The organism is Cytobacillus oceanisediminis 2691 (genome assembly GCF_000294775.2).
Lineage (GTDB): Bacteria > Bacillota > Bacilli > Bacillales > Cytobacillaceae > Cytobacillus > Cytobacillus pseudoceanisediminis.
The window spans coordinates 646,702-668,655 of the sequence record NZ_CP015506.1; the positions used below are offsets into that span (position 1 = coordinate 646,702).

28 protein-coding genes and 1 riboswitch are annotated in these 21,954 nt (G+C 38.1%); of the genes, 23 read left to right on the forward strand and 5 right to left on the reverse strand.

What is annotated here, in order from left to right; genetic code table 11:
- Positions 1–37 precede the first annotated feature (37 nt).
- The 8 genes from A361_RS03440 (at position 38) to A361_RS03470 (ending at position 4,365) form a co-directional block, all read left to right on the forward strand.
- The gene (locus A361_RS03440; RefSeq protein ID WP_236887970.1) at positions 38–337 is read left to right on the forward strand and encodes a hypothetical protein; all 300 of its coding nucleotides are present in this window, start codon (positions 38–40) and stop codon (positions 335–337) included.
- Positions 338–660: 323 nt separating this feature from the next.
- The gene (locus tag A361_RS03445; RefSeq protein WP_009335351.1) at positions 661–957 is read left to right on the forward strand and encodes a DUF5316 family protein; all 297 of its coding nucleotides are present in this window, start codon (positions 661–663) and stop codon (positions 955–957) included.
- Between the two features lie 46 nt (positions 958–1,003).
- Positions 1,004–1,177: a hypothetical protein gene (locus tag A361_RS30385; protein ID WP_009335350.1), complete on the forward strand. Its 174-nt coding sequence runs from the start codon at positions 1,004–1,006 to the stop codon at positions 1,175–1,177.
- A 77-nt stretch (positions 1,178–1,254) separates the two neighbouring features.
- A complete protein-coding gene (locus A361_RS03450; protein ID WP_019379568.1) occupies positions 1,255–1,488 on the forward strand; it encodes a hypothetical protein in 234 nt (77 codons plus the stop codon).
- Positions 1,489–1,616: 128 nt separating this feature from the next.
- On the forward strand, positions 1,617–2,066 hold the full coding sequence (locus tag A361_RS03455; RefSeq protein WP_009335348.1) for a hypothetical protein: 450 nt from the start codon (positions 1,617–1,619) through the stop codon (positions 2,064–2,066).
- A 244-nt stretch (positions 2,067–2,310) separates the two neighbouring features.
- On the forward strand, positions 2,311–2,865 hold the full coding sequence (locus A361_RS03460) for a sigma-70 family RNA polymerase sigma factor (protein ID WP_009335347.1): 555 nt from the start codon (positions 2,311–2,313) through the stop codon (positions 2,863–2,865).
- On the forward strand, positions 2,849–3,871 hold the full coding sequence (locus A361_RS03465) for a hypothetical protein (RefSeq protein ID WP_009335346.1): 1,023 nt from the start codon (positions 2,849–2,851) through the stop codon (positions 3,869–3,871). The genes A361_RS03460 and A361_RS03465 overlap by 17 nt, the downstream gene beginning before the upstream one ends.
- A 71-nt stretch (positions 3,872–3,942) precedes the next feature.
- Positions 3,943–4,365 carry a VOC family protein gene (locus tag A361_RS03470; RefSeq protein WP_009335345.1) on the forward strand — a complete coding sequence of 141 codons (423 nt, stop codon included), beginning with the start codon at positions 3,943–3,945 and terminating at the stop codon, positions 4,363–4,365.
- An 88-nt stretch (positions 4,366–4,453) separates the two neighbouring features.
- Here A361_RS03470 and A361_RS03475 read toward each other — a convergent pair whose 3' ends face one another.
- Positions 4,454–4,987 (reverse strand): GNAT family N-acetyltransferase, encoded by a 534-nt coding sequence (locus tag A361_RS03475; RefSeq protein WP_009335344.1) that lies wholly within the window; start codon positions 4,985–4,987, stop codon positions 4,454–4,456.
- 256 nt (positions 4,988–5,243) lie between these two features.
- On the opposite strand from A361_RS03475, the gene A361_RS03480 reads away from it, so the two are divergent.
- From A361_RS03480 to A361_RS03520, 10 genes are all read left to right on the forward strand, one after another.
- Complete coding sequence (locus tag A361_RS03480; protein WP_009335343.1) at positions 5,244–5,969, forward strand: DUF421 domain-containing protein; 726 nt, start codon at positions 5,244–5,246, stop codon at positions 5,967–5,969.
- 121 nt (positions 5,970–6,090) lie between these two features.
- Positions 6,091–6,690: a hypothetical protein gene (locus tag A361_RS03485; RefSeq protein ID WP_019379566.1), complete on the forward strand. Its 600-nt coding sequence runs from the start codon at positions 6,091–6,093 to the stop codon at positions 6,688–6,690.
- A 307-nt stretch (positions 6,691–6,997) separates the two neighbouring features.
- Complete coding sequence (locus tag A361_RS03490; RefSeq protein WP_019379565.1) at positions 6,998–7,210, forward strand: hypothetical protein; 213 nt, start codon at positions 6,998–7,000, stop codon at positions 7,208–7,210.
- A gap of 173 nt (positions 7,211–7,383) precedes the next feature.
- A complete protein-coding gene (locus A361_RS03495) occupies positions 7,384–8,355 on the forward strand; it encodes an NAD(P)H-dependent flavin oxidoreductase (RefSeq protein WP_026041542.1) in 972 nt (323 codons plus the stop codon).
- Between the two features lie 141 nt (positions 8,356–8,496).
- Positions 8,497–9,126, forward strand: a complete 630-nt coding sequence (locus tag A361_RS03500) for a dienelactone hydrolase family protein (protein ID WP_019379563.1) — start codon at positions 8,497–8,499, stop codon at positions 9,124–9,126.
- Between the two features lie 233 nt (positions 9,127–9,359).
- Positions 9,360–9,608: a hypothetical protein gene (locus A361_RS03505; RefSeq protein WP_051005523.1), complete on the forward strand. Its 249-nt coding sequence runs from the start codon at positions 9,360–9,362 to the stop codon at positions 9,606–9,608.
- 269 nt (positions 9,609–9,877) lie between these two features.
- Positions 9,878–10,027, forward strand: a riboswitch (cyclic di-AMP (ydaO/yuaA leader).
- A gap of 128 nt (positions 10,028–10,155) precedes the next feature.
- Positions 10,156–11,418 carry a cation:dicarboxylate symporter family transporter gene (locus A361_RS03510; protein ID WP_009335337.1) on the forward strand — a complete coding sequence of 421 codons (1,263 nt, stop codon included), beginning with the start codon at positions 10,156–10,158 and terminating at the stop codon, positions 11,416–11,418.
- Between the two features lie 291 nt (positions 11,419–11,709).
- Positions 11,710–11,853: a hypothetical protein gene (locus A361_RS29810; RefSeq protein WP_157888520.1), complete on the forward strand. Its 144-nt coding sequence runs from the start codon at positions 11,710–11,712 to the stop codon at positions 11,851–11,853.
- A gap of 218 nt (positions 11,854–12,071) precedes the next feature.
- On the forward strand, positions 12,072–12,632 hold the full coding sequence (locus A361_RS03515; RefSeq protein WP_033196451.1) for a DUF4256 domain-containing protein: 561 nt from the start codon (positions 12,072–12,074) through the stop codon (positions 12,630–12,632).
- A 174-nt stretch (positions 12,633–12,806) separates the two neighbouring features.
- Positions 12,807–13,583 carry an SDR family oxidoreductase gene (locus A361_RS03520; protein ID WP_236888051.1) on the forward strand — a complete coding sequence of 259 codons (777 nt, stop codon included), beginning with the start codon at positions 12,807–12,809 and terminating at the stop codon, positions 13,581–13,583.
- 545 nt (positions 13,584–14,128) lie between these two features.
- Here A361_RS03520 and A361_RS03530 read toward each other — a convergent pair.
- On the reverse strand, positions 14,129–14,506 hold the full coding sequence (locus tag A361_RS03530; RefSeq protein ID WP_236887974.1) for a hypothetical protein: 378 nt from the start codon (positions 14,504–14,506) through the stop codon (positions 14,129–14,131).
- 637 nt (positions 14,507–15,143) lie between these two features.
- On the opposite strand from A361_RS03530, the gene modA reads away from it, so the two are divergent.
- Positions 15,144–15,953, forward strand: a complete 810-nt coding sequence (gene modA / locus A361_RS03535) for a molybdate ABC transporter substrate-binding protein (RefSeq protein ID WP_019379555.1) — start codon at positions 15,144–15,146, stop codon at positions 15,951–15,953.
- A gap of 416 nt (positions 15,954–16,369) precedes the next feature.
- On the opposite strand, the gene A361_RS03540 is transcribed toward modA, so the two are convergent.
- Together A361_RS03540 and A361_RS03545 are read right to left on the reverse strand one after the other, a co-directional pair.
- On the reverse strand, positions 16,370–18,013 hold the full coding sequence (locus tag A361_RS03540) for a hypothetical protein (RefSeq protein ID WP_019379553.1): 1,644 nt from the start codon (positions 18,011–18,013) through the stop codon (positions 16,370–16,372).
- Positions 18,014–18,015: 2 nt separating this feature from the next.
- Positions 18,016–18,795, reverse strand: coding sequence for an ABC transporter ATP-binding protein (locus A361_RS03545; RefSeq protein WP_019379552.1), 780 nt, complete (start codon positions 18,793–18,795; stop codon positions 18,016–18,018).
- Positions 18,796–18,993: 198 nt separating this feature from the next.
- Here A361_RS03545 and A361_RS03550 point away from each other — a divergent pair, with 198 nt between their 5' ends.
- A complete protein-coding gene (locus tag A361_RS03550; protein WP_019379551.1) occupies positions 18,994–19,503 on the forward strand; it encodes a hypothetical protein in 510 nt (169 codons plus the stop codon).
- Positions 19,504–19,580: 77 nt separating this feature from the next.
- Here A361_RS03550 and A361_RS03555 read toward each other — a convergent pair whose 3' ends face one another.
- Positions 19,581–19,991 (reverse strand): VOC family protein, encoded by a 411-nt coding sequence (locus A361_RS03555; protein ID WP_019379550.1) that lies wholly within the window; start codon positions 19,989–19,991, stop codon positions 19,581–19,583.
- An 89-nt stretch (positions 19,992–20,080) separates the two neighbouring features.
- Between A361_RS03555 and A361_RS03560 the strand changes: the two genes are divergently transcribed.
- From A361_RS03560 to A361_RS03570, 3 genes are all read left to right on the forward strand, one after another.
- Complete coding sequence (locus tag A361_RS03560; RefSeq protein WP_019379549.1) at positions 20,081–20,776, forward strand: RNA polymerase sigma factor; 696 nt, start codon at positions 20,081–20,083, stop codon at positions 20,774–20,776.
- Entirely contained in the window at positions 20,773–21,330 is a 558-nt protein-coding gene (locus tag A361_RS03565; RefSeq protein WP_019379548.1) for a GNAT family N-acetyltransferase, read from the forward strand. Before A361_RS03560 ends, A361_RS03565 begins: the two co-directional genes overlap by 4 nt.
- A gap of 84 nt (positions 21,331–21,414) precedes the next feature.
- On the forward strand, positions 21,415–21,894 hold the full coding sequence (locus tag A361_RS03570; RefSeq protein ID WP_019379547.1) for a GNAT family N-acetyltransferase: 480 nt from the start codon (positions 21,415–21,417) through the stop codon (positions 21,892–21,894).
- Positions 21,895–21,954: the final 60 nt, after the last annotated feature.

Below are 21,954 nucleotides of genomic sequence, written 5' to 3' on the forward strand. Positions count from 1 at the left end.
AGAACAATTTATCATAGTGGTTATAGCTATAATCAGAATGACTACTATCATCATGATGGATATATGCAGGACCAGTATGATCATCATGGTTACTATTATGATCGATGTAGACAGGATAAGTGCAAACCCCATGATTGCCATTATGATTGCAGAAATAAACAGAACAGATGCAATCATCATGCTTGCCATCATGATTGTGGATGCAGATATGACAAGTGTAAACATCATACTTGCCATCATGATTGCTGCTGCAAAAAGAAAGAATGTTTCGAGAAGCACTGCAAAACCATTTGCCAGCATAAGCATAATGAAAAATGCAAAAATGGCTACCGAATAGTTTGGCGTAAAGAAGAAAAATGCTGTAACGATGGACGCAAAATTGTTTGGCATAAGGAGAAAATACCATGCAAAGATGACTGTCGCGTAGTATGCTGGAATAAGCCAATAAAATGTTGAACAAACATCGTCTAGGTGTGTGTTGACATAAACTTGATCAAATGTGGTCAAGTTTTTTTTCAGAGGGAGCCGAAGCGGGCATGTTACATATGTTTTATCATTTGCAACTGTCTATATTGTCCTTGGCAAAAAAGACTGAATAAAATTAAAATTGAAACAATTAAAGACTTCAACCGTATATAGTTAGGAAAAAGGAGGTTTGGTTTGAAGTATCTAATTATCGGAATGGTTTTGTCAATAACTGGTGTTTTACTATCATTTGGTTTTGGGGAATTAAGTAAGGCTTACTTAGTGACAGGAGCAATTGGCTTATTTTTTATGGCCATGTCTGTTCTTATGTCAGGTTCAATACCTGGCCCCCACCGAATAAGGGCAGGCCTAGAAGCACCTGATTCTCCAGACGAAAGACAGAAACGAAAAAGAACAAGCATCGGCTCCGTTTTAATTGGTCTGCCAAATATTATGACTGCGCTGCTTCTTTATCTTTTCTTAGCTAAATAAGTGTATATCAATAAAGGCGGCCTTTCTAACAAGGGGGATTGATTCCATGTGGTGGTTAGTGATTTTTATTGTTGGAATTATACTATTTGCTTTATTTATTGATTGGAAACGCAAGAAAAACAATAATAATCCTCATATCCCAATCAATCCTAATGCAAAACCAGGAGAGAGCTCAAATTATTTGATGGGAGAAAATAAAGACTCAGGAGGATTTCAATAATTTTATGAACTCGTGATTCCTTGCTTCCAGGTAACTGTAATTGAAAAAGTAAGTCATGGAAAATTAGGAGGGATTTTATGGAGAAAATAATAGTGAAAACAGGGATATATTCATTTATTGTCTCCTTTTTCTTATTAGTGGCCTTTATGAAGCGGATAGAAAGCACAACTGATGTTGATGGTATGACTTCAAGTGTTATAACACCTTTTCCTGAGTTCTTTTTTACTATTTTCCGATATTCTGTAATCACTTCAATCATTGCAGTTCTCATTGCAATTGCTTATTTGGCTTCAATGATGAAAAATGAGTAGCAAACGAAAGCTGCCAATCCAGGTGGCTTTTTCTTTTTGAATAAACAGGGCAGTGAGCTAAAGAAGGAATTGAAAATAATATGACGAACCTTTCTTATATTTATGAATTTGTCTTAAAGGAGGCAAATATGGAGTGGGTTGAAATAAAAGGAAATGATGATATCAAAGGACTTCTAGAGTTATTTGGTTATTTCCACGATAGCTGTTTGAAAGAGCTGATGATGTGGACTGACAGTTATGTAGATCATAACCGGTCAATGAGTGTTGGACTAGGGCTTGATACCAAAATGCAAATGCTTTTTCATAGACAATTTAATAATCCGTCGGCAATAGAAATATTGTTTGAACAAGTAACACATTTTCAACTTAAACCAAGTCCGGAAAATTATGATTCAATCATCTATGATGCCACCCTAATACTGAAAGACGGTACCTTATATTGGGCAGACACTTCTGATTGGACACCTAATGACTATAATGGAGAAGTTACTTGGATTTCAGCTAAAAAGGTTAAATGGCGGGATGCAAGTGATTGGATTGGTAAGGTGAGAAGATACAAATCAGTCATTAAAGAATAGTCCTCCATGTTATTCGGCCTTGTTAATCAAAAAGGTTTTATCATATGGAAATTTGGCGGAAGAATGAAAGGAAGTTATTAGATGAGGACGGGAAAAATACGGGCAATTGTTATTATAGACAGGAACGAAACCGGCACTTATCCGCAAAAGGGTAAGGGCCCTTTTTCTAAAAGATATGGAAAAAATGAAACCTATATCTAACTCATTCGTCTTAGCATTAAAGTGAAAATGGGGTGGGAAGTGTGTGAGAAAGGTCAGGGATGAAGGCCCATTAGAAAATCGTGATGCTTGGCTGGAGTTTATTATGGATGAGTATGGTGAACGGCTCACAAAGCTGGCTTATAACTATGTGAAGGACTGGAAGCTGGCGGAAGATATTGTTCAGGATGTATTCATCGCGTGCTACAGAAATTATGACAAAATCGATGAAGTGATCTCCTTTAAATCATGGATTTATCGATTGGCTATTAATAAATCAAAGGATGTCTTGAAGAGTTATGCGTTTCGAAAAGTGTTGATGAATTCAAGCATGTTTGCTCTTTTTTCATCTAAGGAAATGTCGCCGGAAAAAGATCTGCTGAAGCGCAGCGAGGAAGAATTTCTTTCCTTGTGTGTATTGTCTTTGCCTGTGAAGTACCGGGAAGTCGTTACGCTTTATTACTATGAAGAATGCTCAATTGAAGAGATCCAAGGAATATTAGGCGTGAACCACAATACGATCAAAACGAGATTGAGCAGAGGCAGGATGAAGCTGAAAAAAATGATGGAGAGGTGGGGATATAATGGAGAGCAAGCTTAAGCAGCTGCGGAGGGCGATGGACTCGACGACTCACAAAGGTGGCCACTTTACGGAATTTCAAAAAATGAATATTAGAAAAGCAGTCCATACAGATAGAATAGTGAAGCCAGCCAAACCCAATAAATTCGTTATATTCACTATTTCCACTTTTGCCATCTGTCTCTTGGCCTTCTTCGTTTCAACCGAGTTTTTTGTCAGGAACGATCCCGAAAAGATAAATGGAGGCATGAATAATGAATGGGAAATACGGCATGAATATAAGGTGAATCAAAATATAAAATTTAGCATATTACCCGATCCTAATCTGAAAGCAGGAACGCCTTATGGCTATATTTTTAGTTTCGCAGAGCCTTTTGATACTTATAAAGGAAAAGAACTTTCCATTTCTGCCCTTCATAAAGAAACTGGTGAAAGAATACAAGTTTTGCCTCATCAAGAAATAACAGAACCATCATCCGGCTACCCAAGTTTGCAGCGTTTTACAACCACATTTACAGTTCCTTACGAAGGCTTGTGGAAGTATGAAGTGTACCTGGATGGCAAAGCCTATGGGGATGTAGTTGTCAGTGTGGCTGAAAAAGCAAAAGACGCCCCTATTACTTTCCCAGAGGACATACCAGATTTTGTTCAAGAGAGCGATTTTGACACTATTGATTGGGAGAGAAAAGCTGTGGAGTTCGGTGACAGGGGCATTATCGGAAATGAAAACAAGTCCGGTGTGATAGGCGCTGGCATGCCAAGTCTAAACGGCCAAAAGTGGATGTGGCATCTTTGGGGAGTTGAAGATGCAGATCTGACGATTGTTGGATTTCATAAAGAATCGCAAACTGTCCATCAAATTTTAACGAATGGAATGGGATGGACCATCCATGCTTACGGTCCAAACAACGGGGCAGATGCGCATACACCATCATCTGTTAAAATTCCTAAAAAGGGAGAATGGGCCATTTTGCTTTATGTGGATGGGGAGTTATTCGATCAATTGATTTACGATATAAAGGAATGATTATGCTTTATGATCTTTTCTTCGCAAAGATTTGAAAGTTTTATTTTATACGAGTTTATTGGAGGTCTTATATGAAACCGCGGATTTCAGTTATTACATTAGGTGTAGATGATCTAGAAAGGTCCTTACATTTCTATGAAAAGGGTCTTGGACTTCCAACACAGGGGATAGTAGGGAGAGAATTCGAGCATGGTGCTGTGGCGTTTTTTGATTTGCAATCAGGGTTAAAACTGGCACTTTGGAAACGTAAAGATATTGCTCATGATACAAGCATGAACCAGACAGCGATTAGCCCAACTGAATTTACGATTGGGCATAATGTTGGGAGTAAAGAAGAGGTAGATACGGTAATGAAACAGGCTGAGAGTGCAGGGGCTGTTATTGCGGTTCAAGCTCACGACACCTTTTGGGGTGGATATTCTGGATACTTCCAAGACCCAGATGGACATTTGTGGGAAGTAGTTTGGAATCCTGCTTGGGAACTTACAGAATAAGTCCATTGCAATGTCTTTATCAACAAATAGGTACAAGAGCTGAAGATCCAGTATGTGGATCGGCTGCTCTTTTTTTCATCCAGGCCTCTTATTCTGAAAAAGCTTTTGAATAATGGACAACACCGGCAGCTTTTTCAAGAGCATTCTCCGTCAATTCCAGAGCCATGAACACTTCGTCAGGAACTTCAAACGGGGCCTGGATATTCCAAAGGCTGGCTGGCTTAAAGCCGAACTTTGGATAGTAATCTTTATGACCTAGAACGATTACGGATTGAAATCCGCCCTCTTTTGCCTTGTTAAGTGCAGAACGAATCAATTGACTGCCGATGCCTTTTCCTTGATAACCGGGAGCAACCGAAACGGGGGCAAGTGCCAGAGAATCTGCAGCCTTCTCGCCATCAGCTATGGTGATTTTTGATAAAAGTATGTGACCCACAACCTCCTTAGCCTGAGTTAAAGCTACTAAAGAAAGCTCCGGAATAAAAGCATCTGAATTTCTAATCCTTTTAACAAGGAAATGTTCTGTCTTGTCGCTGTATTCTTCATTTAAAAAAGCTTCTCTGATCATTTCTTCCGTCGAATGATAGTCTGCAGGGAATTCCTGCCGAATTAAAATATCCATTTATAATCTCCCGTTCTTATTTATATAGTTCGATATAAATGGCACTTTCTCATGCATGCAGCCATGAAGAACGTGTTACTCCTCCAGCTCTAAACATAAGTTCAACAAACAAAAAACCTCCAATTTGGGATGATTTCATTTTATAAAGTTATGCTGCAGTGGTCAACTTCCTTTCGAATGCGCCTATCTGCCGTATAATCTCCACCTGAGACCGAAAAGATAAGAACAACCAACCAACCAACGGGAGGAGTAAAATATGGGAGAATTTTTTTATCATTGTCTTCTTATTTTAGGAAGAATTATTACCATTCTGCCTCTATTTCTTTTTATTACTCTTTATATGGGGAGACGTTCGATTGGGGAGCTTCCAATCTTCGACTACCTGGTGATTCTTACACTGGGTGCAGTGGCTGGGGCGGATATAGCAGATCCGTCTATCAGGCATCTGGAAACAGGCTTTGCCATTATTGCCATAGGCGTCTTTCAGCGAATCATTGGGAAAGTAAAAATATCGAACAGAAAGATTGGAAAAATGATTACTTTCGAACCGGTGATTGTAATTAATAAGGGTAAATTGCTTCGTGCCAATTTAAAGCGGACTAATTATTCAATCGACAACATTCTTCAAATGCTGAGGGAGAAAAATATTTTCGATGTCCAAAATGTAGAATTGGGAGTACTGGAAGGGAGCGGTATGCTAAGTGTTCAATTGAAACCTTCAATGATGCCTGTTACCCTGGGAGATTTAAAAATTACTGAACACTCCGATCAAATTGCCTTTCCAGTAGTCGTTGAAGGAGAAGTTTACACCACGGTCCTTAATCAGTTGGGCTTGGATAGAGCCTGGCTTGAACGGGAATTGGCCAGAATGGGCGTCTCTATGTTCGGGGATATATTTTTTGCCTCCATCAACTCTAAGAAAGAGCTTCATATTTCCATGAAAAATGAACAAGCAGAATCCATACCACCTTTGAATCATTAACTATCCATCTTGGAAAACCTGTTTCAGCACACCGTGAAAAGTCAGGGAACCTCCTATAAAGGAAATATTTTCTTTTGTATTGAATATGTAAGGGAGTGAGCTTAATAAAGAGGTGACTTCGGTGCTTTTTCATTATCATTTTTGGACTCCGCATGTAGAAGAGACAGAGAGGTTTTATACAAATAATGGATTTCGGATATATCAGCGTATCGGAAAATACCAGGGGGATTTCCAGAACTTTGATCCTCCATTGGTATGGGATGACTTTCGGGAAAAAGATATCCTTTTTCGGATAATTGAAGCAAGAAAAGGGTGCATAAATGTCACTTTTGGATATGGAAAGAAGAGTATATTTGACCATATAGGCTTTTGGGTAAATGAAAAAGAACAAGAGTTTATATGTCAAAATGCAGTTAATTTGAATTGGAATGTTGATAGGGGGGAACGAAGAACGTTTATTACAACCCCTTATTCTTTTAGGATCGAACTTCAGACAAACAAAGATTTAGTAGATTCGGTGACTGATAACATAAAAATAGGGGAATTAAGATTAGAAATAATGAAAAAAGGGTTAGAAGGTGACCTTTCCATTTTGTTTGGGAAGCCTGTCAATTCTATTAAGTCAATAATTGGTGAGACAGTTACAATCAGGGAAGCTGTTATAAAGGATTTCTCATCAAACCCATTAGTGGATCCTAATGGTGTAAGGATTTTGAATTAGTTTTTGGATTAACTGTGTAAGAGGGAGAATTTATGAGATTCCATTGGTTTCTAGTGTTATTTTGCACCTGGGTTATAGTATCTTTTCTATTTCCCGAACCAAGCTGGTGGTCTATCTTCTCATCGGATCGTTCAACGCACGCCCTTTTAATAGAGCAATTTTCTATAGTTAAAGTATTTTTCATTATTACTTTCTTAGGATTAGCTTACCTATTGCTTTTATATTTCAAAAACGCAGGTAAAAGCTTTTCATGCGAGTAAGTGCTGATAAAAAGAATACTTGATGATTTAATATAGGGGGAAACACGATGGGCAGAACAGTTACTTTCTCATTTAGCAGTGCCCGGTATGAGGGGGCTAAGGCGACAGAGACATTCACTTTTGAGAAATTAGGCCTTGAAGCGAGTCTGGATGATATGGCCTTGGAAAAAGAATTAGACGAAATCTTTCATGCTTGGGTTTGGGATAAACTCAATATTTCTTATAGTATAGTAACTGCAAAAGAAAAAGATAGGTTGTGATGATTTCTGGTATATCAGTTATACGATAAAAAGAATTAAGCCCCCATCTTTGTTCTTTCTTGAACTTTGTGTGACGATCGCTAAATTACCACCTGATTTTAGTATCAGGTATTATATTTATCACTATTCAATTAACCCCATTCACACAATAATGGAGAAGAAATAATTCGACGATGAAATGGGGTATTCTTTTGAGATTTCCGCAATTAAGAATTGGTCATATGAAGCCTGAATTTCCAATCATGCAAGGTGGTATGGGCGTAGGTATTTCTTTAAGTGGTCTGTCGTCAGCTGTTGCGAATGCCGGGGGGATTGGAACTATTTCTGGAACAGGAATTAGCATCGAAGATTTAAGATTGCATATAAGAAAGGCTAAGGCATCTATCAAGGGTGAGGGCTATATTGGGGTGAATGTTCTTTTTGCCATGAATGATTTTGCTGAAAAAATGAAAACAGCTATTGAGGAAAAGGTTGATTTCATTATTTCAGGTGCTGGAATATCAAGAGATATGTACAGCTGGGGCAGAGAATCTGGTATACCGGTCATCTCGATTGTGTCATCTGCAAGGCTCGCCAAAATGTCAGAACGGCTTGGTGCTTCTGCCGTTGTTGTAGAGGGCAATGAAGCGGGAGGACATTTAGGGACCAAAAGACCACTATTCAATATTTTACAGGAAGTCGTGGAAGCAGTTAAGATTCCTGTCATTGCTGCTGGAGGAATCATGACAGGAAGAGATATCGCTCATGCCATTCGTATCGGTGCCTCGGGTGTTCAGATGGGAACAAGATTTGTTGCAAGCCGCGAATGTGATGCACCATTATCTTTTAAAGAAAAGTACGTCCGGGCCAAACAGGAAGATATCGTCATGGTGAAAACCACCGTAGGGCTGGAAGGCCGTGCCATTAAGAACCACTTTACAGAGCAGATAGCTGACAATAAAAAGGTGAAAATAAAGAACTGTATCGATTGCCTGAAAAACTGCTCTTATCGCTTTTGTACAATGGATTCCTTGATAACTTCCATGGATGGGGACTGCGAGAATGGCCTTGTATTTGCGGGGGCAAGAGTCCATGAAATTAAAGAAATACTGCCTGTTCAGACGATCATCAATAACCTTAAAGCTGAATATGAAGCTTTTGTTTAATTTCATAATGGTGCATTTTTAAAGTCTAGCTGCCGTATAGGCGGCTTTTCTGATTAATAGGGGTGTTAGATGTGAAGGAATAAAACATTTAAATATAGAATAATTTTTCTTATGGAATAAGGTGTAAAAATGGATCGGTGAATGGGAGAAGAAATATGGAGAAAAAGGGTCATAATCATGATAAGACAGAGTAATTCTAATTCTTTAATCCTCGTAATCCACGAAATCTATGGAATTAATCAACATATAAAGAGTTTTTGCGAATTATTATCAAAGCAGGGTTTTGATGTGACATGCCCCCATTTATTAGAGCGAGAGATACCTTTTGAATATTCTCATGAGGAAGCCGCTTATCGCCATTTTATGGAACATGCAGGTTTCGACAGAGCTGCCCAAAAAATAAAAGATCTATTATTGGATGTTAAAGATGAATACGAAAAAATATATATCATTGGATTTAGTATAGGTGCAACTGTTGCCTGGCTGTGCAGTGAGGGAGATTGTGTTGATGGTATAGTGGGATACTACGGCTCAAGGATCAGGGACTATTTAGAGTTAACACCCCAGTGTCCCATAATGCTATTCTTTCCACAAGAAGAGCAGTCTTTTAATGTTGATGAGTTACTATTAGCTTTAGAAAAAAAGAAAATTAAAGTACATAAATTTAAAGGGAAACATGGATTCAGTGATCCATATTCCTCCAGATATGATGCAGAATCAGAACAAGAAGCATTTAGCAAAGCCATGGATTTTTTATTGCATATTGATTGAGGTATTATTATGAAGCTAACCGTGAGTGTTATCACCTTGAATTTTAATAAAAGTTTACAAGCCCGTTCAATTTTCTTAATACAAGGATGCTAATTTAGATTTAGCGGGGATAGCATGTGTGGCTATCATTGTATTTGGCGCAGGCGGAGCCAAATGCCTTTTTTGTTTTGCTTATATTCAATTTATAAAATTTACTGTCTATTATTTAGCCTCTATAAAGGATCAAGTGGGAAATGTCCATTATTTTGAGGAGAAAGATCTTAACATCCATTCTTAGCAGTGTGTTATTTGTACTGATTTTTTCAGTGCCAACAGTCTTTGATATGAATGCATTTGTTAATTTATATTATTTAAATCTTATGTTTGTCGCTGCCTATGGAGTAATCACTTCGATGTTCAGTGATTGGTTGAGCAAGAAGATTTTCATTGCAAACACTAATCGTGAAATTGCCTCCTTTTTATTCTATTTGGTTCAGTATTAAAAGAACTTAGTCTTGTTTCTGCTGTCTCTTTTTTCATCATTGACCGTGTACTGACAAAAGCAGAAATAAGGTGGTGGTCAGTAAATACAGCATTATCCGTGATAGTCCTTATATTTATTATTGCTATTAATATTGATTTCCCATAACAAGTCCTAGAGCTGAAAATTCATTGAATTTCAGCTTTTTTTGGTGTGTTAAAGAGGCCATTTAGTTTACTGCCGGGAAAACTTAACTATTTACAAAAAATATCTTGAAATAATATAATGATATAGTGATTTATGCTTAATCTTATTTTAAGAACGGGGGACCCATTATTTACAGCGGAGTTTCCGCTTGGGGTGAATCCTACTATGGAAGGGCTTACTGTTTCCGCAGTCCTAACCCGAAAGCTAACCTCGTCAGCGTTTAAGGAAACATAAGAGAATATGAAATAGTGTGAATTGACAAAACCAGCATTTTTGTCGATTTTCTTTTTTATCAGGATCTCATCTTTGTTTCCCTTGCCTGCGCAGCACGTATAAAACTAAACAAGAAGGTAGGGTAATTGATGAAAAAAATTAAATTAAGTTTAGCCACTCAAATTTTCATCGGTCTTATTTTAGGAATCGCTATTGGCGGTATTTTCTATGGAAGTGAAACGGCGCAAAGTGTGCTGCAGCCCTTTGGCGATCTTTTTATCCGCTTAATTAAAATGATTGTTGTTCCTATTGTACTATCAACAATTATTGTTGCCATTGCTGGTGTGGGTGATTTAAAAGCCGTCGGGAAGCTTGGCGGTAAATCATTGACTTACTTTATTGGCATGACTTTGGTTGCTATTGTGGTGGGCCTCATTGCAGGTAATGTTATTCAGCCTGGTGCCGGCCTGAATATGGACAGCCTGCAGCAAAGTGACATTTCGAGCTATGTTGAAACCAATAAAGAGCAGGAAGGCAAGTCGATAGCAGATACATTTTTGCATATCGTACCTACTAATCCTGTACAAGCCATGGTTGAAGGCGATATGCTGGCGATTATCTTCTTTGCTGTTGTATTTGGCCTTGGAATTGCAGCAATTGGGGAAAAGGGAAAGCCAGTACTGAGATTTTTCGAAGGCACGGCAAAGGCCATGTTCTATGTGACAAACCTATTTATGAAGTATGCACCAATCGGAGTATTTGCCTTAATTGGTGTAACGATTTCCAAGTATGGTTTTGCCTCATTGATTCCATTGGGCAAGCTGGCACTTACTGTATATGGAGCCATGATCTTCTTTGTTCTTGTTGTGTTGGGGATAATGGCCAAAGTTGTCGGGTTCAGCATCTTTAAATTATTGAAGATGATTAAAGAAGAATTGATTTTGGCATTCTCAACTGCAAGTTCTGAAACAGTGCTTCCGAGAATCATGGACAAAATGGAGAAAGCGGGAAGCCCGAAACATATTTCGTCATTCGTTATTCCGACAGGCTATTCTTTTAACCTGGATGGATCCGTTTTATACCAGGCAATTGCCTCTTTATTTATTGCACAGATGTTTGGCATAGAATTAAGCATAGGACAGCAAATTACGTTAATGTTAGTACTGATGGTGACATCCAAAGGAATGGCGGGCGTGCCAGGCGTATCCTTTGTCGTGCTGCTGGCTACTTTCAGCACAATTGGATTACCTGCAGAAGGCCTTGCCTTTATTGCCGGCATCGACCGTATCCTTGATATGGGCCGAACAGCTGTTAACGTGGTGGGGAACTCACTTGCGGCTATTGTTATTGCCAAGTGGGAAGGGCAATTTAACCCTCCAGCAGAAGAAAGATTTGAGCAACAAGCTTCATAATAGATTGGAAAACACTAACAAATGGCAGCATATTTGTTAGTGTTTTTTTTTGTATCTTTGTGTTATTCCATAAAGAGAGGATGATGGAGCAGGTTCGGACAGAGAAGCGGGAAACCAACGTGAAGGAGTCCGAAGGTGGAGCAGGCTCGGACAGAAAGGGGAGAAATCAACGTGAGCGAGTCCGAAGGTGGAGGAGGTTCGGACAGAAAGGGAAGAAATCAACGTGAGCGAGTCCGAAGGTGAAGGAGGCTCGGACAGAGAAGCTGGAAACCAACGTGAAGGAGTCCGAAGGTGGAGAAGATTCGGACAGAAAGGGGAGAAATCAACGTGAGCGAGTCCGAAGGTGAAGCAGGTTCGGACAGTAAAGCGGGAAATCAACGTGAAGGAGTCCGAAGGTGGAGGAGGTTCGGACAGAAAAGGGAGAAATCAACTTGAGCGAGTCCGAAGGTGGAGCAGGTTCGGACAGAAAAGGGAGAAATCAACGTGAGCGAGTCCGAAGGTGAAGGAGGTTCGGACAGAGAAGCGGGAAATCAACTTGAGCGAGTCCGAAGGTGGCTTATGAAAAGTTAATGCTGTTCCACTTTTATCAAATCGCCCTTAAGGGTCATAATTATATTATAATGGAGTACAAACTAGGAGGAGTTAATTTGACAATGGGAAATATGGAGCTGTCACCAGAACAGCGTGAAGAACTGCTGGAAACTCTGAAAGCGCGTTTTGAGAAAAACATGCACCGTCATGAAGGTGTGGAGTGGGCTGATGTACAAGCTAAGCTCGAGGCTAATCCTGAAAAATTGTGGTCACTCAATGAAATGGAAGCAACTGAAGGCGAACCGGATGTTGTACGCCATGATCAAGAGACCGGCGAATACATATTTTATGATTGTTCAGCTGAAAGTCCAAAAGGCAGGAGAAGTGTTTGTTACGATCGTGAAGCGCTGGAGGCACGGAAGAAACACAAGCCGGAAAACAGTGCTATGGATATGGCAGCTGCCATGGGCATTGAGCTTTTAACCGAAGAGCAATACCGGGAGCTTCAGGAGCTTGAACATGTCGATAAGAAAACCTCTAGCTGGGTGCAAACGCCTGAGAATATAAGAAAACTTGGCGGGGCGATCTTTTGTGACCGGCGCTACGACACTGTTTTTGTGTATCACAATGGAGCCGATTCGTACTATGGTGCAAGGGGTTTCCGGGGCTCGCTGAGGGTTTAGATTCATTGCAGAAATTTGGGGGCCTGACTTCCTGAAGACTACAGTTTAATGAACAGGTTTTGTATTTCGCTGCCATTACGGCGGCTTTTTCTTTATATAAAAACTGGCAGTTTAGTTGAATATAGCACCAAATATCTGAATAATACAATATAAAGGAAACCCATTAGAATGGGAGTGTTGTACTTGAAAATACTGGTCACCGGTTCCACAGGCCAACTAGGTTCAGCTTTACTTAATCAACTAAAGGAGTCTGGTTATAAAGTAAAATTAACTTCTAGAAGAAAACCTGATGGAATTGAAGATTTCAAGTGGATTTATAGCGATTTATCGTCAGGTGAAGGGTTAGAAGAAGCAGTAAAAGATGCAGATGTCATCCTTCACGCAGCAACAAGTCCAATGAAGAATTCAAAAAGTGTTGAGGTTTCAGGCTTTAAGGAGCTATTAAAAAAAGCACAGCACGTAAAACATTTTATTTATCCGTCAATTGTTGGGATTGATGAAATACCATTTAACTATTATAAGCTAAAATTAGAAGCAGAAGAATTGCTGAAAAACAGCTCTATCTCTCATACAATTGTACGCGCAACTCAGTTCCACCATTTTATTGATCATTTATTCCTATCCAAATCCTTTCTTAAAAGATATATTGTCCCGGATAAATTTAAGTGCCAAAGTGTAGATGCGGGTGAATTCGCTGAGCATCTAATAGGTTTAGTGGATAAAGAACCACAAGGAAGAGCGGAGGATTTTGGCGGACCAGATGTAATGACATTAAGAGAAATGGCTGAACTGAAAATCAAACTAAATAATGAACCAAATAAAGTTTTAAGCTTATCTCTAACTGGAAAACTATATAAATCTTTCTGTGATGGGAAAAATACCAATCCTGCTCGAAAAATGGGAAAAATCACTTTCGGTGAATATCTAAGTGAAAAGATAAAGGGGCAGTAGTGCGCTCTTAATGATTGAGGCGTTGATCCAGGAGGGGATTAACGCTATTTTTTTGGAACTGCCTTAATATACAGGTTAATAAGGATCCAGATTAAAAAATACATAATAGAGGTAATAACCTATGATTTATTTTAGATTTTGTTTTTATCAATTCTTTTTATTTTCCACACTCTTTGTTATTAACATCAACTTTGATAAATATATCAGTAAACCATTTACTCGTGTTGATTTAATCGCCATATGTATAAGTTTGCCTATCCTGTTTATTCTTTTTACCGCTGTAAGTAAGTTATATAGACGATTCGAGGTTATTAAATTACGAAATAAAATATTCATTTCAATACCTGTTTTTATCATATCAGTCCTATTTGCAGGGTTTCTGGGACAACTGTTCTTCTAGATGGATTTTTAACATCGAAATCATTTATTTTTAAATAAAATAGACGAATTATTAATTTTGTTAAAGAGAGCTATTTCTGCGACCTGCTTTTTTTAACTAAATAGGCAGATTTGTTGAAAATGTTACAAAGACCGATAAGGGGTTGTTAAAGAGAAAAATCTAATGTTTTTAGTAACGGATCAATTTTTGAGTCAAAGGTGAAAAAGTAAGATTTATTTTCATCATCAAATAAGAGTAAATATGGCTTTTCGTTTTTTGGAATGATAATGATCATTTCATCAATCAAAGCATATATCCATTTGTTTTCTACTCGATGAGACGGCTCTAAGGGGATTTTAATCATGTAGCCTTTGTCTGGAATTGGTTTTAACTTTTTAACAACATTATCAATTTCTTTAATTATTTTTTCAGCTTCGAATTGTATCTTAGGATTTGTTGGGACTGTCTTTGTTATCTCATTTTTTTCAATATCAAGAAGTTCAATATTCGGCCTGGTTTGTGCATTTACTACGATTAGATTCATTAGCAAAAATATGTGAATGAATGAAAGCAATATTTTATGAACCACAAATTTCACCTCGTTTGTTATTATCACCATCGATTATTAAGTTATGTATGAGCTTGTTGTGCTAATGAAATCTTGGCTGAAGGAGCCAGCTTTTTCTTGATTTAGCTAACGGGTGTTGGATTCCGATTCTATAATAATATGAATTTCATTATATTAACGAAAAACAGCAATGTTTTATACCATTCATTAACGGAATTATCTGAGGCGATAGGAGCTGCAGAGGACAGTAATAAGCTGTATTAGCGGGATTCATTTAAGCATGCACTGCTGGTTCAAAAATATTAAAAGGAAGGCATTGTGCCTTCCCTTTTTAGTATGTTTCATACTCCTGTCTTGGAAGTATTATAATCCCTTAATGACTTACTTCTGACTGAAACTGTGTGGAAGATTGAATTTCTTTCATAATGGACACTAGCTGGTTTCTTTCAGCTGTTTATAGAATATAGCTGTTGAAGCTTCCGGTAAAAAGATCTTATCGCCTTGCAGGCTGATTTTTTCACTGTATTTGCCCAGAGTATCTGACGATAACCAGGGCATTAGCAGTTATAATTAGTTATAATCGGAAATAACAAATTGGGAAGGGAGATTTATAATGAAAAAGCAGTACCTGTTATTTTTTTTATTAATAGTCCTTTTTTTATCATTGGCTGGATGTTCAAATAATGACCAAACTAAAAAATCAGGAGAGGAGAAGCAGGAAGGAACCGAAGAGAAAGTGGAATTGACTATTTCGGCAGCAGCAAGCCTGCAGGATGCCTTAATAGATATTGAAGCAAGCTTCGAAAAAGAACATCCGAATGTACTTGTAAACTTTAACTTTGGAGCATCAGGCTCTCTTCAGCAGCAAATTTCGCAGGGAGCACCTGTTGATCTTTTCTTTTCAGCTGCAGAGGATAAATTTGATAAGTTAGTACAGGACGGGCTCATCGAGGAAAAGAATGGGATCGATTTAGTTGGGAATGAACTTGTACTAGTGGTGCCGAAAGATTCAGCATTTGGAATCAAATCATTTAATGATCTTGCTGAAGCAGATAAAGTGTCTATCGGCACTCCAGAATCTGTTCCTGCAGGGAAATATGCGAAGGAGTCTTTAGAAAATACGGGTATTTGGAAAAACGCAGAAGAAAAAGTGGTGTATGCCAAAGATGTTCGGCAAGTACTTACATATGTAGAGACAAATAATGTGGATGCTGGAATTGTTTATAAAACGGATGCATTAGTATCTGAAAAAGTTAACATCGTGGACACGGCAGATGAAAACACTCACGATGCCATTATTTATCCTTTGGGCGTTGTTAAGGATACAAGTCATCCAAAGGAAGCCAAGTTATTCTATGATTATCTTCAGAATGAAAAATCAATGAGTATTTTTGAAGAGTATGGGTTTAAAGGCCTCAAATAAATTAATTCATAACAACTGGTGCCCAAAAATCATCAGCCATTTAGTTACTGGAAATATCCCAGAAAAAACACAAACGATCCCAACAGCTATATTTGCAGCTATTAACTTAGGCAATATGGAGGTGGCCTGGTTATGGGGGCGAGCATGATTGGGATGTCGTTTATCAAGTTAGTTTTAGTCCAGATAATAAATAAAAATTCTATTTATAACAGGCATCCTTTTGGGGATGTCTATTTTATTGCAAGAAGACTGGAATTCGTAAAAAACATCAGGTGACACTACTAAAAGAGGCAAAAAAAGAGCTGCCAATATTGGCAGCTAAAGCATATAACATATGCAGATTAAAATCTGCGAAGGAGAATTTATGCGGTTATCCCGATATCAAAATGACCATCCTTTGTTAAACGCCAATCGGGTTATTCAACAATCTGTTCCCAACTAATATTGAAAGCCAGCTTCCAAAAAATACCCAGGCAAATAATCGAAATCCCCAAATACAGATAGATTCCATATGGCAATAATGTGCTGGCGAAATGAAGTCCGGCAAATAAGGCTACAATCAGCATTAATCCGAATATAATGGCACTATTGCCGTTTTGATTGTACTCATCAAAAGACTCCGAAAAGGGAAGAGCTTTCTTTAGGACCATAAAACAAATGACCGCATATAGACAGGCACTGATAAATACAGCGACAAGATCAGGCAGAATTTTTGCCCCGAACAGGAAAAGGAATAGTGCACTTAAAAGCAAGTAAACTGGCAAATATAACTTAAAGATAAATGCCTTGATGGTACCGCTGAAAACCGGCTTTAGCTGTTTGAGGGGGGCAACCCGGTAAATAAAGGCACCCTTATATTTCCCTGAATACTTTAGAAGAATCATGATGGTCGGAATGATGATTAAGCTAAAGTAAATCGTTAAATACGACTTGCTGTCAGATAGCTGTACAAAATCTTCACGAACAGTATTCATTATAATAATAAACGGAATCACGATGGAAAAACCAAGAGACGGATAGGCTTTCAGCTTAAAATCCCGTTCATTTCTCATCATGCTGCCGGCAAATCTGAAAACTGCTCTTTCTTCAGGTGAGCAGCAAATGATGTTGAGAAGGAATTGCCCTACTATACTTCGTTTCTTTTCTTTGGATTTTCCATGATAAGCAAGCTTTTGCAGGTTTTGCTCGAAGGTGCTGGTAAATTTCATATAAATCCAGATGGACAGGATCGGAACAATGAGTCCTAATGCTGAAAAAATGAGATAAAACGGCTGGAAGCTGCCCTTCATCATCATTTCGATATTTGCCCCAAACCACATTGGAAAGATGAACACCTGCCACCACTTTGGCTGAAGCGAGACCGTTAAGTCAATTAACTCAAAAGAGCGAATTAGCAATTGATAGCCAACCATGATCATAAGGGAAAGCCCAATTTGGACATAGTTGATGATATCTTTTAATTTTTCCCCATCAAAAAATCGCAAAATCGATAAATAGATCAGTGCGGTTAAACCAACAACCAATAGGTCAATCAGGAAGATGTTTACCGCAGCAATAAGGAAAAATAAGAGCCCATTTTTGATAAGTCCCACTATCAAAGGGATTCCAGCAAGCGCAATGGTAAGGAAAGAAAGATAAATCGTAACATGCACCATTTTTGCCGTGCTGATCGTTTTTCGGTCGACTGGCTTTGGAAACAGGATGTTTCGATCACGAATATCCAGTAAAACCGAAGAGAAATCGGAAATCATGGAGGTCATAACGAAAAAGGTGAAAATCCCATAAAAGAGGCTCATCTGGAATAGGTAATTGTCCCCCATAAGTACAAATGGAATCAAAAACAGCCCAAACAATACATAAATCCATAAAGATTTTATGTACTGATTGTTTTTTTCCTTGTTTTCATTTTTGGCATTCTGCGAGAAAATGGTGGGCACACGCCGTCCATCCATCGTCAGCTTTACTTGCAGGAGTCTTCTCATTATCTTGTAGTCTACGCCAAAGCCGCTGAAAATCCGCTCAAAACGATCCAATAGTTTAAGAGTGCGATAGTCCTGCATCCCTACATCTCCCTTACTACTGAAACAAATCTGGCACCAAGTTCCTTATGTTCACTGAATCCCGTAAGCTGGTTGAAGATCTGTTCAAGTGAACCTTCCGTATTTTGCTGCCTTAACTCTTCAAAGGTGCCATCAGCAGCAATTCTGCCGTCATGCAGAAGAATAATGCGGCTGCTTATCTTTTCAACCACATCCATAATATGAGAAGAATAAAAGATCGTTTTTCCCTGTTCGGCAAGCTGCGCCATGATTTCTTTGAATATCATAACACTGTTCGCATCCAGACCATTGATGGGTTCATCAAAGAACAGAAGTTCCGGATTATGCAGTAAGCTAGAGATAATGAGGAGCTTTTGACGCATTCCTTTTGAATAGGAGGCTATCCGGGAATGGTAGACTTCCCCTATGCCGAATAGTTCCATCAGGCTTTTTGCCTTATCACTGGCGAGGTCCGTATCAAGGCCATACAATTCGCCAACAAAGGTTAAGTATTCCTGGCCGGTCAAATTATCGTATACTTCAGCGATTTCCGGCACATATCCGATCTTTCTTTTATATTCAATATTCCCATCTGAAATATCCTGGCCAAAGATTTTGACTTGTCCTGAATAATCATCTTCAATGCCAAGCATGATTTTGACAGTGGTGCTTTTCCCAGCGCCGTTCGGGCCGATATACCCGATGATTTCCCCGCTTTTCACCTGAAAAGATACACCATTCAGCACGGACTTCGGACCATAGTTCTTTCTCAAATCACTAATTTCTAAAATAACTTCCTCCATCACCTTAACCCCATTTCAAAATTATTCCATTAATTCTAGTGTAACATTAGAATTGTTGTTGGCTAAAGGGGATTTGGGAATTCTTTTTGGTTTTGTCCTGCTTACTGGAGATGGAATAAAAAGGTTGTTAATTGAATGACCCTTTAAGATAATTAATCTGAAGGGATTTTGATAATGGAAAATATTTAGGGGGATTAAATGTTGCGGAATCAGCAATGGAGCAAGGTAAAGAAAAGATTAGACAGTTTTAAATGTGATTCTCTGAAAGAAAGGCTGCAGTTTACAGTGACCAATTACAGGAGGGCTCACGATCAATTGGGGAGAGCCTATATTACGGTTGATAAAAAGGAAGTCATCAATATGTGTACCATTACTTCTGAGACCGCTCTAAACAGAAGAACTTATGAAATAAAAAGAGAGAAACATATCCCTTATAACGATTGGGATGAAGCACATGAATGGGTATTAGACGAAGGGATTTTTGCTCAGTATGATTTCTTTGATGCCGTAGAGGAATACTTTCTGCTGCCTATTGAAGAATCATTAAAATCCAACAACATGCTGATTAAAATATTTGCCTTGATAGATAGGCGGGTGGGGAAAAGGACTTTAGAAAAAATGAAGCAGTCTATTCTTTGCGAGAAAGAAATCGTCCAGTTCTTTTATACATTGCGATGTAAAGCTGAAGGTATAAGACTTCATGGTTAATGGAGCAGGAGGTATCCTTGCATGCTAAAAGGCCAGGTTAGTGGAAGCATACCATTCGCTGCTTCCACTATTTAAGTTTACAAATTGTCTTTATGATAGGGCGAATTCATTTCTTCGCTTACCACACTGAAGGTATTCCCATCAGGGTCAAAGAAATCAAACCCTTTCATAATCCCATAATCATGAATGTCTGTTGTTTCCACTCCATTTTGTTTTAACCGATTGTAAGCTTGCTGGATATTATCTACTTCGAAATTATAATATACGTTTTTATTTTTTCCTTTGACAGTAAATTCTGTTGGCTGAGGTTTTTCTGTTTTTATTAAAGCAAGACCTGTGACGTCATTCTCAAAAACATAACCCACACCATGATCAGCCCCATTTTCTTGCCACTCATCGACCTTCGTTAGACCAAGGTTTACTTCATACCATTTTTTAGATCTTTCCAAATCTGTAACCGGAATAAAAATACTGCCTACCTTAAACATGCAAAATCACACTCCTTATTTTTTGTTCCTATACAAACGATTATAATGAAAGAAAAGTTACAAAATAATGAAAATTTTTGGGGGATATAATGATTACAGAGTCTTTAACTATTGAGGAGATTTCTTTGAGGCTGTATAAATATTGTTTATCCTTATCATCCTCAGAATGGCTGGCCGAGGATTTAACCCAGGAGACACTGATTAAATTTTTCAAAATAAAAGAAAAAGAGCCAGACCGGGTGATTAACATAACCTTTTTGTACACCATTGCCAAAAATATTTTTATTGATGAAAAGCGCAAGAAAAGTGAAATGCTGATCGATCCTCATGAGTTATTTGAGAAAAGTTGGGATTTTACGGAGTGGGACAGTCTATTAGAAATCTTATATAGTACACTTCCACTCCGTCAGGCTATGCTAATAACGTTAAAAGATGTGTTCCAATATACTTCTGAGGAAATCGCCGCAATGCTGAGAGTCAGTAATGAATCAATTAAAACAGCCCTTCACCGAGCAAGAACTTCATTAAAGAAAAATACTTCTCCAGATACTAATAAACAGCCATACAATGACAATATAATAAATGAATTTTCATCAGCAGTTAAAAACCATCAGCCTTTAAAGATATTTTACTATTATCGACTGCTGCAAACAGAAAATTTCAAGGTGATGACCAATAGGGAGAAGGGTTTCCATGCCATTTTTATATCAGATCCTGATGGAAATATTCTTCAGATATTTTCAAGAAAGAGTATAGCTATAGGAGTTAAGGGGAGAGAAAAGTGATACCGACATTAGAGACTAGAAGATTAAAGCTGAGAGAAATAGTGAAAGAAGATGCCGAGAGTATATACGCTTGTTTTTCTAATGACAATGTAACTCGTTACTATGGGCAGGAAACATTAGAAAAGAGGGAACAAGCTGAAGCACTTGTTGACTTTTTTGCAAATAGCTACAGGGAGAAAAAAGGAATGCGCTGGGGAATTGAATTAAAAGGAAAGAAAGGAATAATCGGGACTGTTGGCTTCAATGCATTGTCCCATAAACATAAGCGTGCAGAAATAGGATATGAAATACATCCTGAACATTGGAGAAAAGGGTATACTTTCGAAGCTGTGTCGAAAGTTATTCAATATGGATTTCAAGAATTGGATCTTACTCGTATTGGGGCAGTTGTATTTATGGATAATGAGGCATCTAATAAATTGCTGACTAAAGCCGGGTTTCAAAAAGAGGGTATTCTAAGAGGTTATATGCAGCAAAATGGGGAAGCACACGATACCTATGTATATTCTATTCTAAAAGATAATAGGCAGGCTCTACATGATGAATTTATGTGAAAGATTCAAGAGCTGCCAGCCAGGTGTTTTTTTCATTTTACACAAGCGGGGAAAAAGATTTTATAACATTTGAGGTGGCTTATAATGAACACTTGCGCAGTTGAGGATTTACCGAGAAATAAAATAACAGAGTTTTTTAAGTTGCAATGGGGAAGCCCAGAAATGGTTACATCCAGTGGAATTTATGATTGTAGTGCATTAGATGGTATTACTGTTGTAAATGAAGAAGACAATATCATTGGCTTAATCACATACATAATTAAAGATAAGGAATGCGAAATTATATCATTAGATAGTATGGAAGAAGGTAAGGGGATAGGTACATCGTTAGTTCAAGAAGTAGAAAGTCTTGCAATAAAGAATAATTGCAAAATCCTTAAACTCATAACAACAAACGATAATTTATTAGCATTAAAGTTTTATCAGAAACGAGGATTTATCCTGTCCAAAATTATTAATAATGCGGTGGAGAGAGCAAGAAAGTTAAAACCCGAGATACCCTTAATTGGAAATGATGGTATTCCGATCAGAGATGAAATTGAATTGGTAAAGGTATTGAATTAATGGGTGCTTATATACAAAATTAGCTGCGAATCGAGCAGCTTTTTTCTTTTTAAACTAAGC

Excerpts from the sequence above, each read along its gene's own strand:
- A361_RS03440 (WP_236887970.1), top strand. The coding sequence starts at position 38 with ATGACTACTATCATCATGATGGATATATGCAGGACCAGTATGATCATC.
- A361_RS30385 (WP_009335350.1), top strand. The coding sequence starts at position 1,004 with ATGTGGTGGTTAGTGATTTTTATTGTTGGAATTATACTATTTGCTTTA.
- A361_RS03450 (WP_019379568.1), top strand. The coding sequence starts at position 1,255 with ATGGAGAAAATAATAGTGAAAACAGGGATATATTCATTTATTGTCTCC.
- A361_RS03455 (WP_009335348.1), top strand. The coding sequence starts at position 1,617 with ATGGAGTGGGTTGAAATAAAAGGAAATGATGATATCAAAGGACTTCTA.
- A361_RS03465 (WP_009335346.1), top strand. The coding sequence starts at position 2,849 with ATGGAGAGCAAGCTTAAGCAGCTGCGGAGGGCGATGGACTCGACGACT.
- A361_RS03470 (WP_009335345.1), top strand. The coding sequence starts at position 3,943 with ATGAAACCGCGGATTTCAGTTATTACATTAGGTGTAGATGATCTAGAA.
- A361_RS03475 (WP_009335344.1), bottom strand. The coding sequence starts at position 4,987 with ATGGATATTTTAATTCGGCAGGAATTCCCTGCAGACTATCATTCGACG.
- A361_RS03480 (WP_009335343.1), top strand. The coding sequence starts at position 5,244 with ATGGGAGAATTTTTTTATCATTGTCTTCTTATTTTAGGAAGAATTATT.
- A361_RS03490 (WP_019379565.1), top strand. The coding sequence starts at position 6,998 with ATGGGCAGAACAGTTACTTTCTCATTTAGCAGTGCCCGGTATGAGGGG.
- A361_RS03495 (WP_026041542.1), top strand. The coding sequence starts at position 7,384 with ATGAAATGGGGTATTCTTTTGAGATTTCCGCAATTAAGAATTGGTCAT.
- A361_RS03500 (WP_019379563.1), top strand. The coding sequence starts at position 8,497 with ATGGGAGAAGAAATATGGAGAAAAAGGGTCATAATCATGATAAGACAG.
- A361_RS03505 (WP_051005523.1), top strand. The coding sequence starts at position 9,360 with ATGTCCATTATTTTGAGGAGAAAGATCTTAACATCCATTCTTAGCAGT.
- A361_RS03510 (WP_009335337.1), top strand. The coding sequence starts at position 10,156 with ATGAAAAAAATTAAATTAAGTTTAGCCACTCAAATTTTCATCGGTCTT.
- A361_RS03515 (WP_033196451.1), top strand. The coding sequence starts at position 12,072 with ATGGGAAATATGGAGCTGTCACCAGAACAGCGTGAAGAACTGCTGGAA.
- A361_RS03530 (WP_236887974.1), bottom strand. The coding sequence starts at position 14,506 with ATGAATCTAATCGTAGTAAATGCACAAACCAGGCCGAATATTGAACTT.
- modA (WP_019379555.1), top strand. The coding sequence starts at position 15,144 with ATGAAAAAGCAGTACCTGTTATTTTTTTTATTAATAGTCCTTTTTTTA.
- A361_RS03540 (WP_019379553.1), bottom strand. The coding sequence starts at position 18,013 with ATGCAGGACTATCGCACTCTTAAACTATTGGATCGTTTTGAGCGGATT.
- A361_RS03545 (WP_019379552.1), bottom strand. The coding sequence starts at position 18,795 with ATGGAGGAAGTTATTTTAGAAATTAGTGATTTGAGAAAGAACTATGGT.
- A361_RS03550 (WP_019379551.1), top strand. The coding sequence starts at position 18,994 with ATGTTGCGGAATCAGCAATGGAGCAAGGTAAAGAAAAGATTAGACAGT.
- A361_RS03555 (WP_019379550.1), bottom strand. The coding sequence starts at position 19,991 with ATGTTTAAGGTAGGCAGTATTTTTATTCCGGTTACAGATTTGGAAAGA.
- A361_RS03560 (WP_019379549.1), top strand. The coding sequence starts at position 20,081 with ATGATTACAGAGTCTTTAACTATTGAGGAGATTTCTTTGAGGCTGTAT.
- A361_RS03570 (WP_019379547.1), top strand. The coding sequence starts at position 21,415 with ATGAACACTTGCGCAGTTGAGGATTTACCGAGAAATAAAATAACAGAG.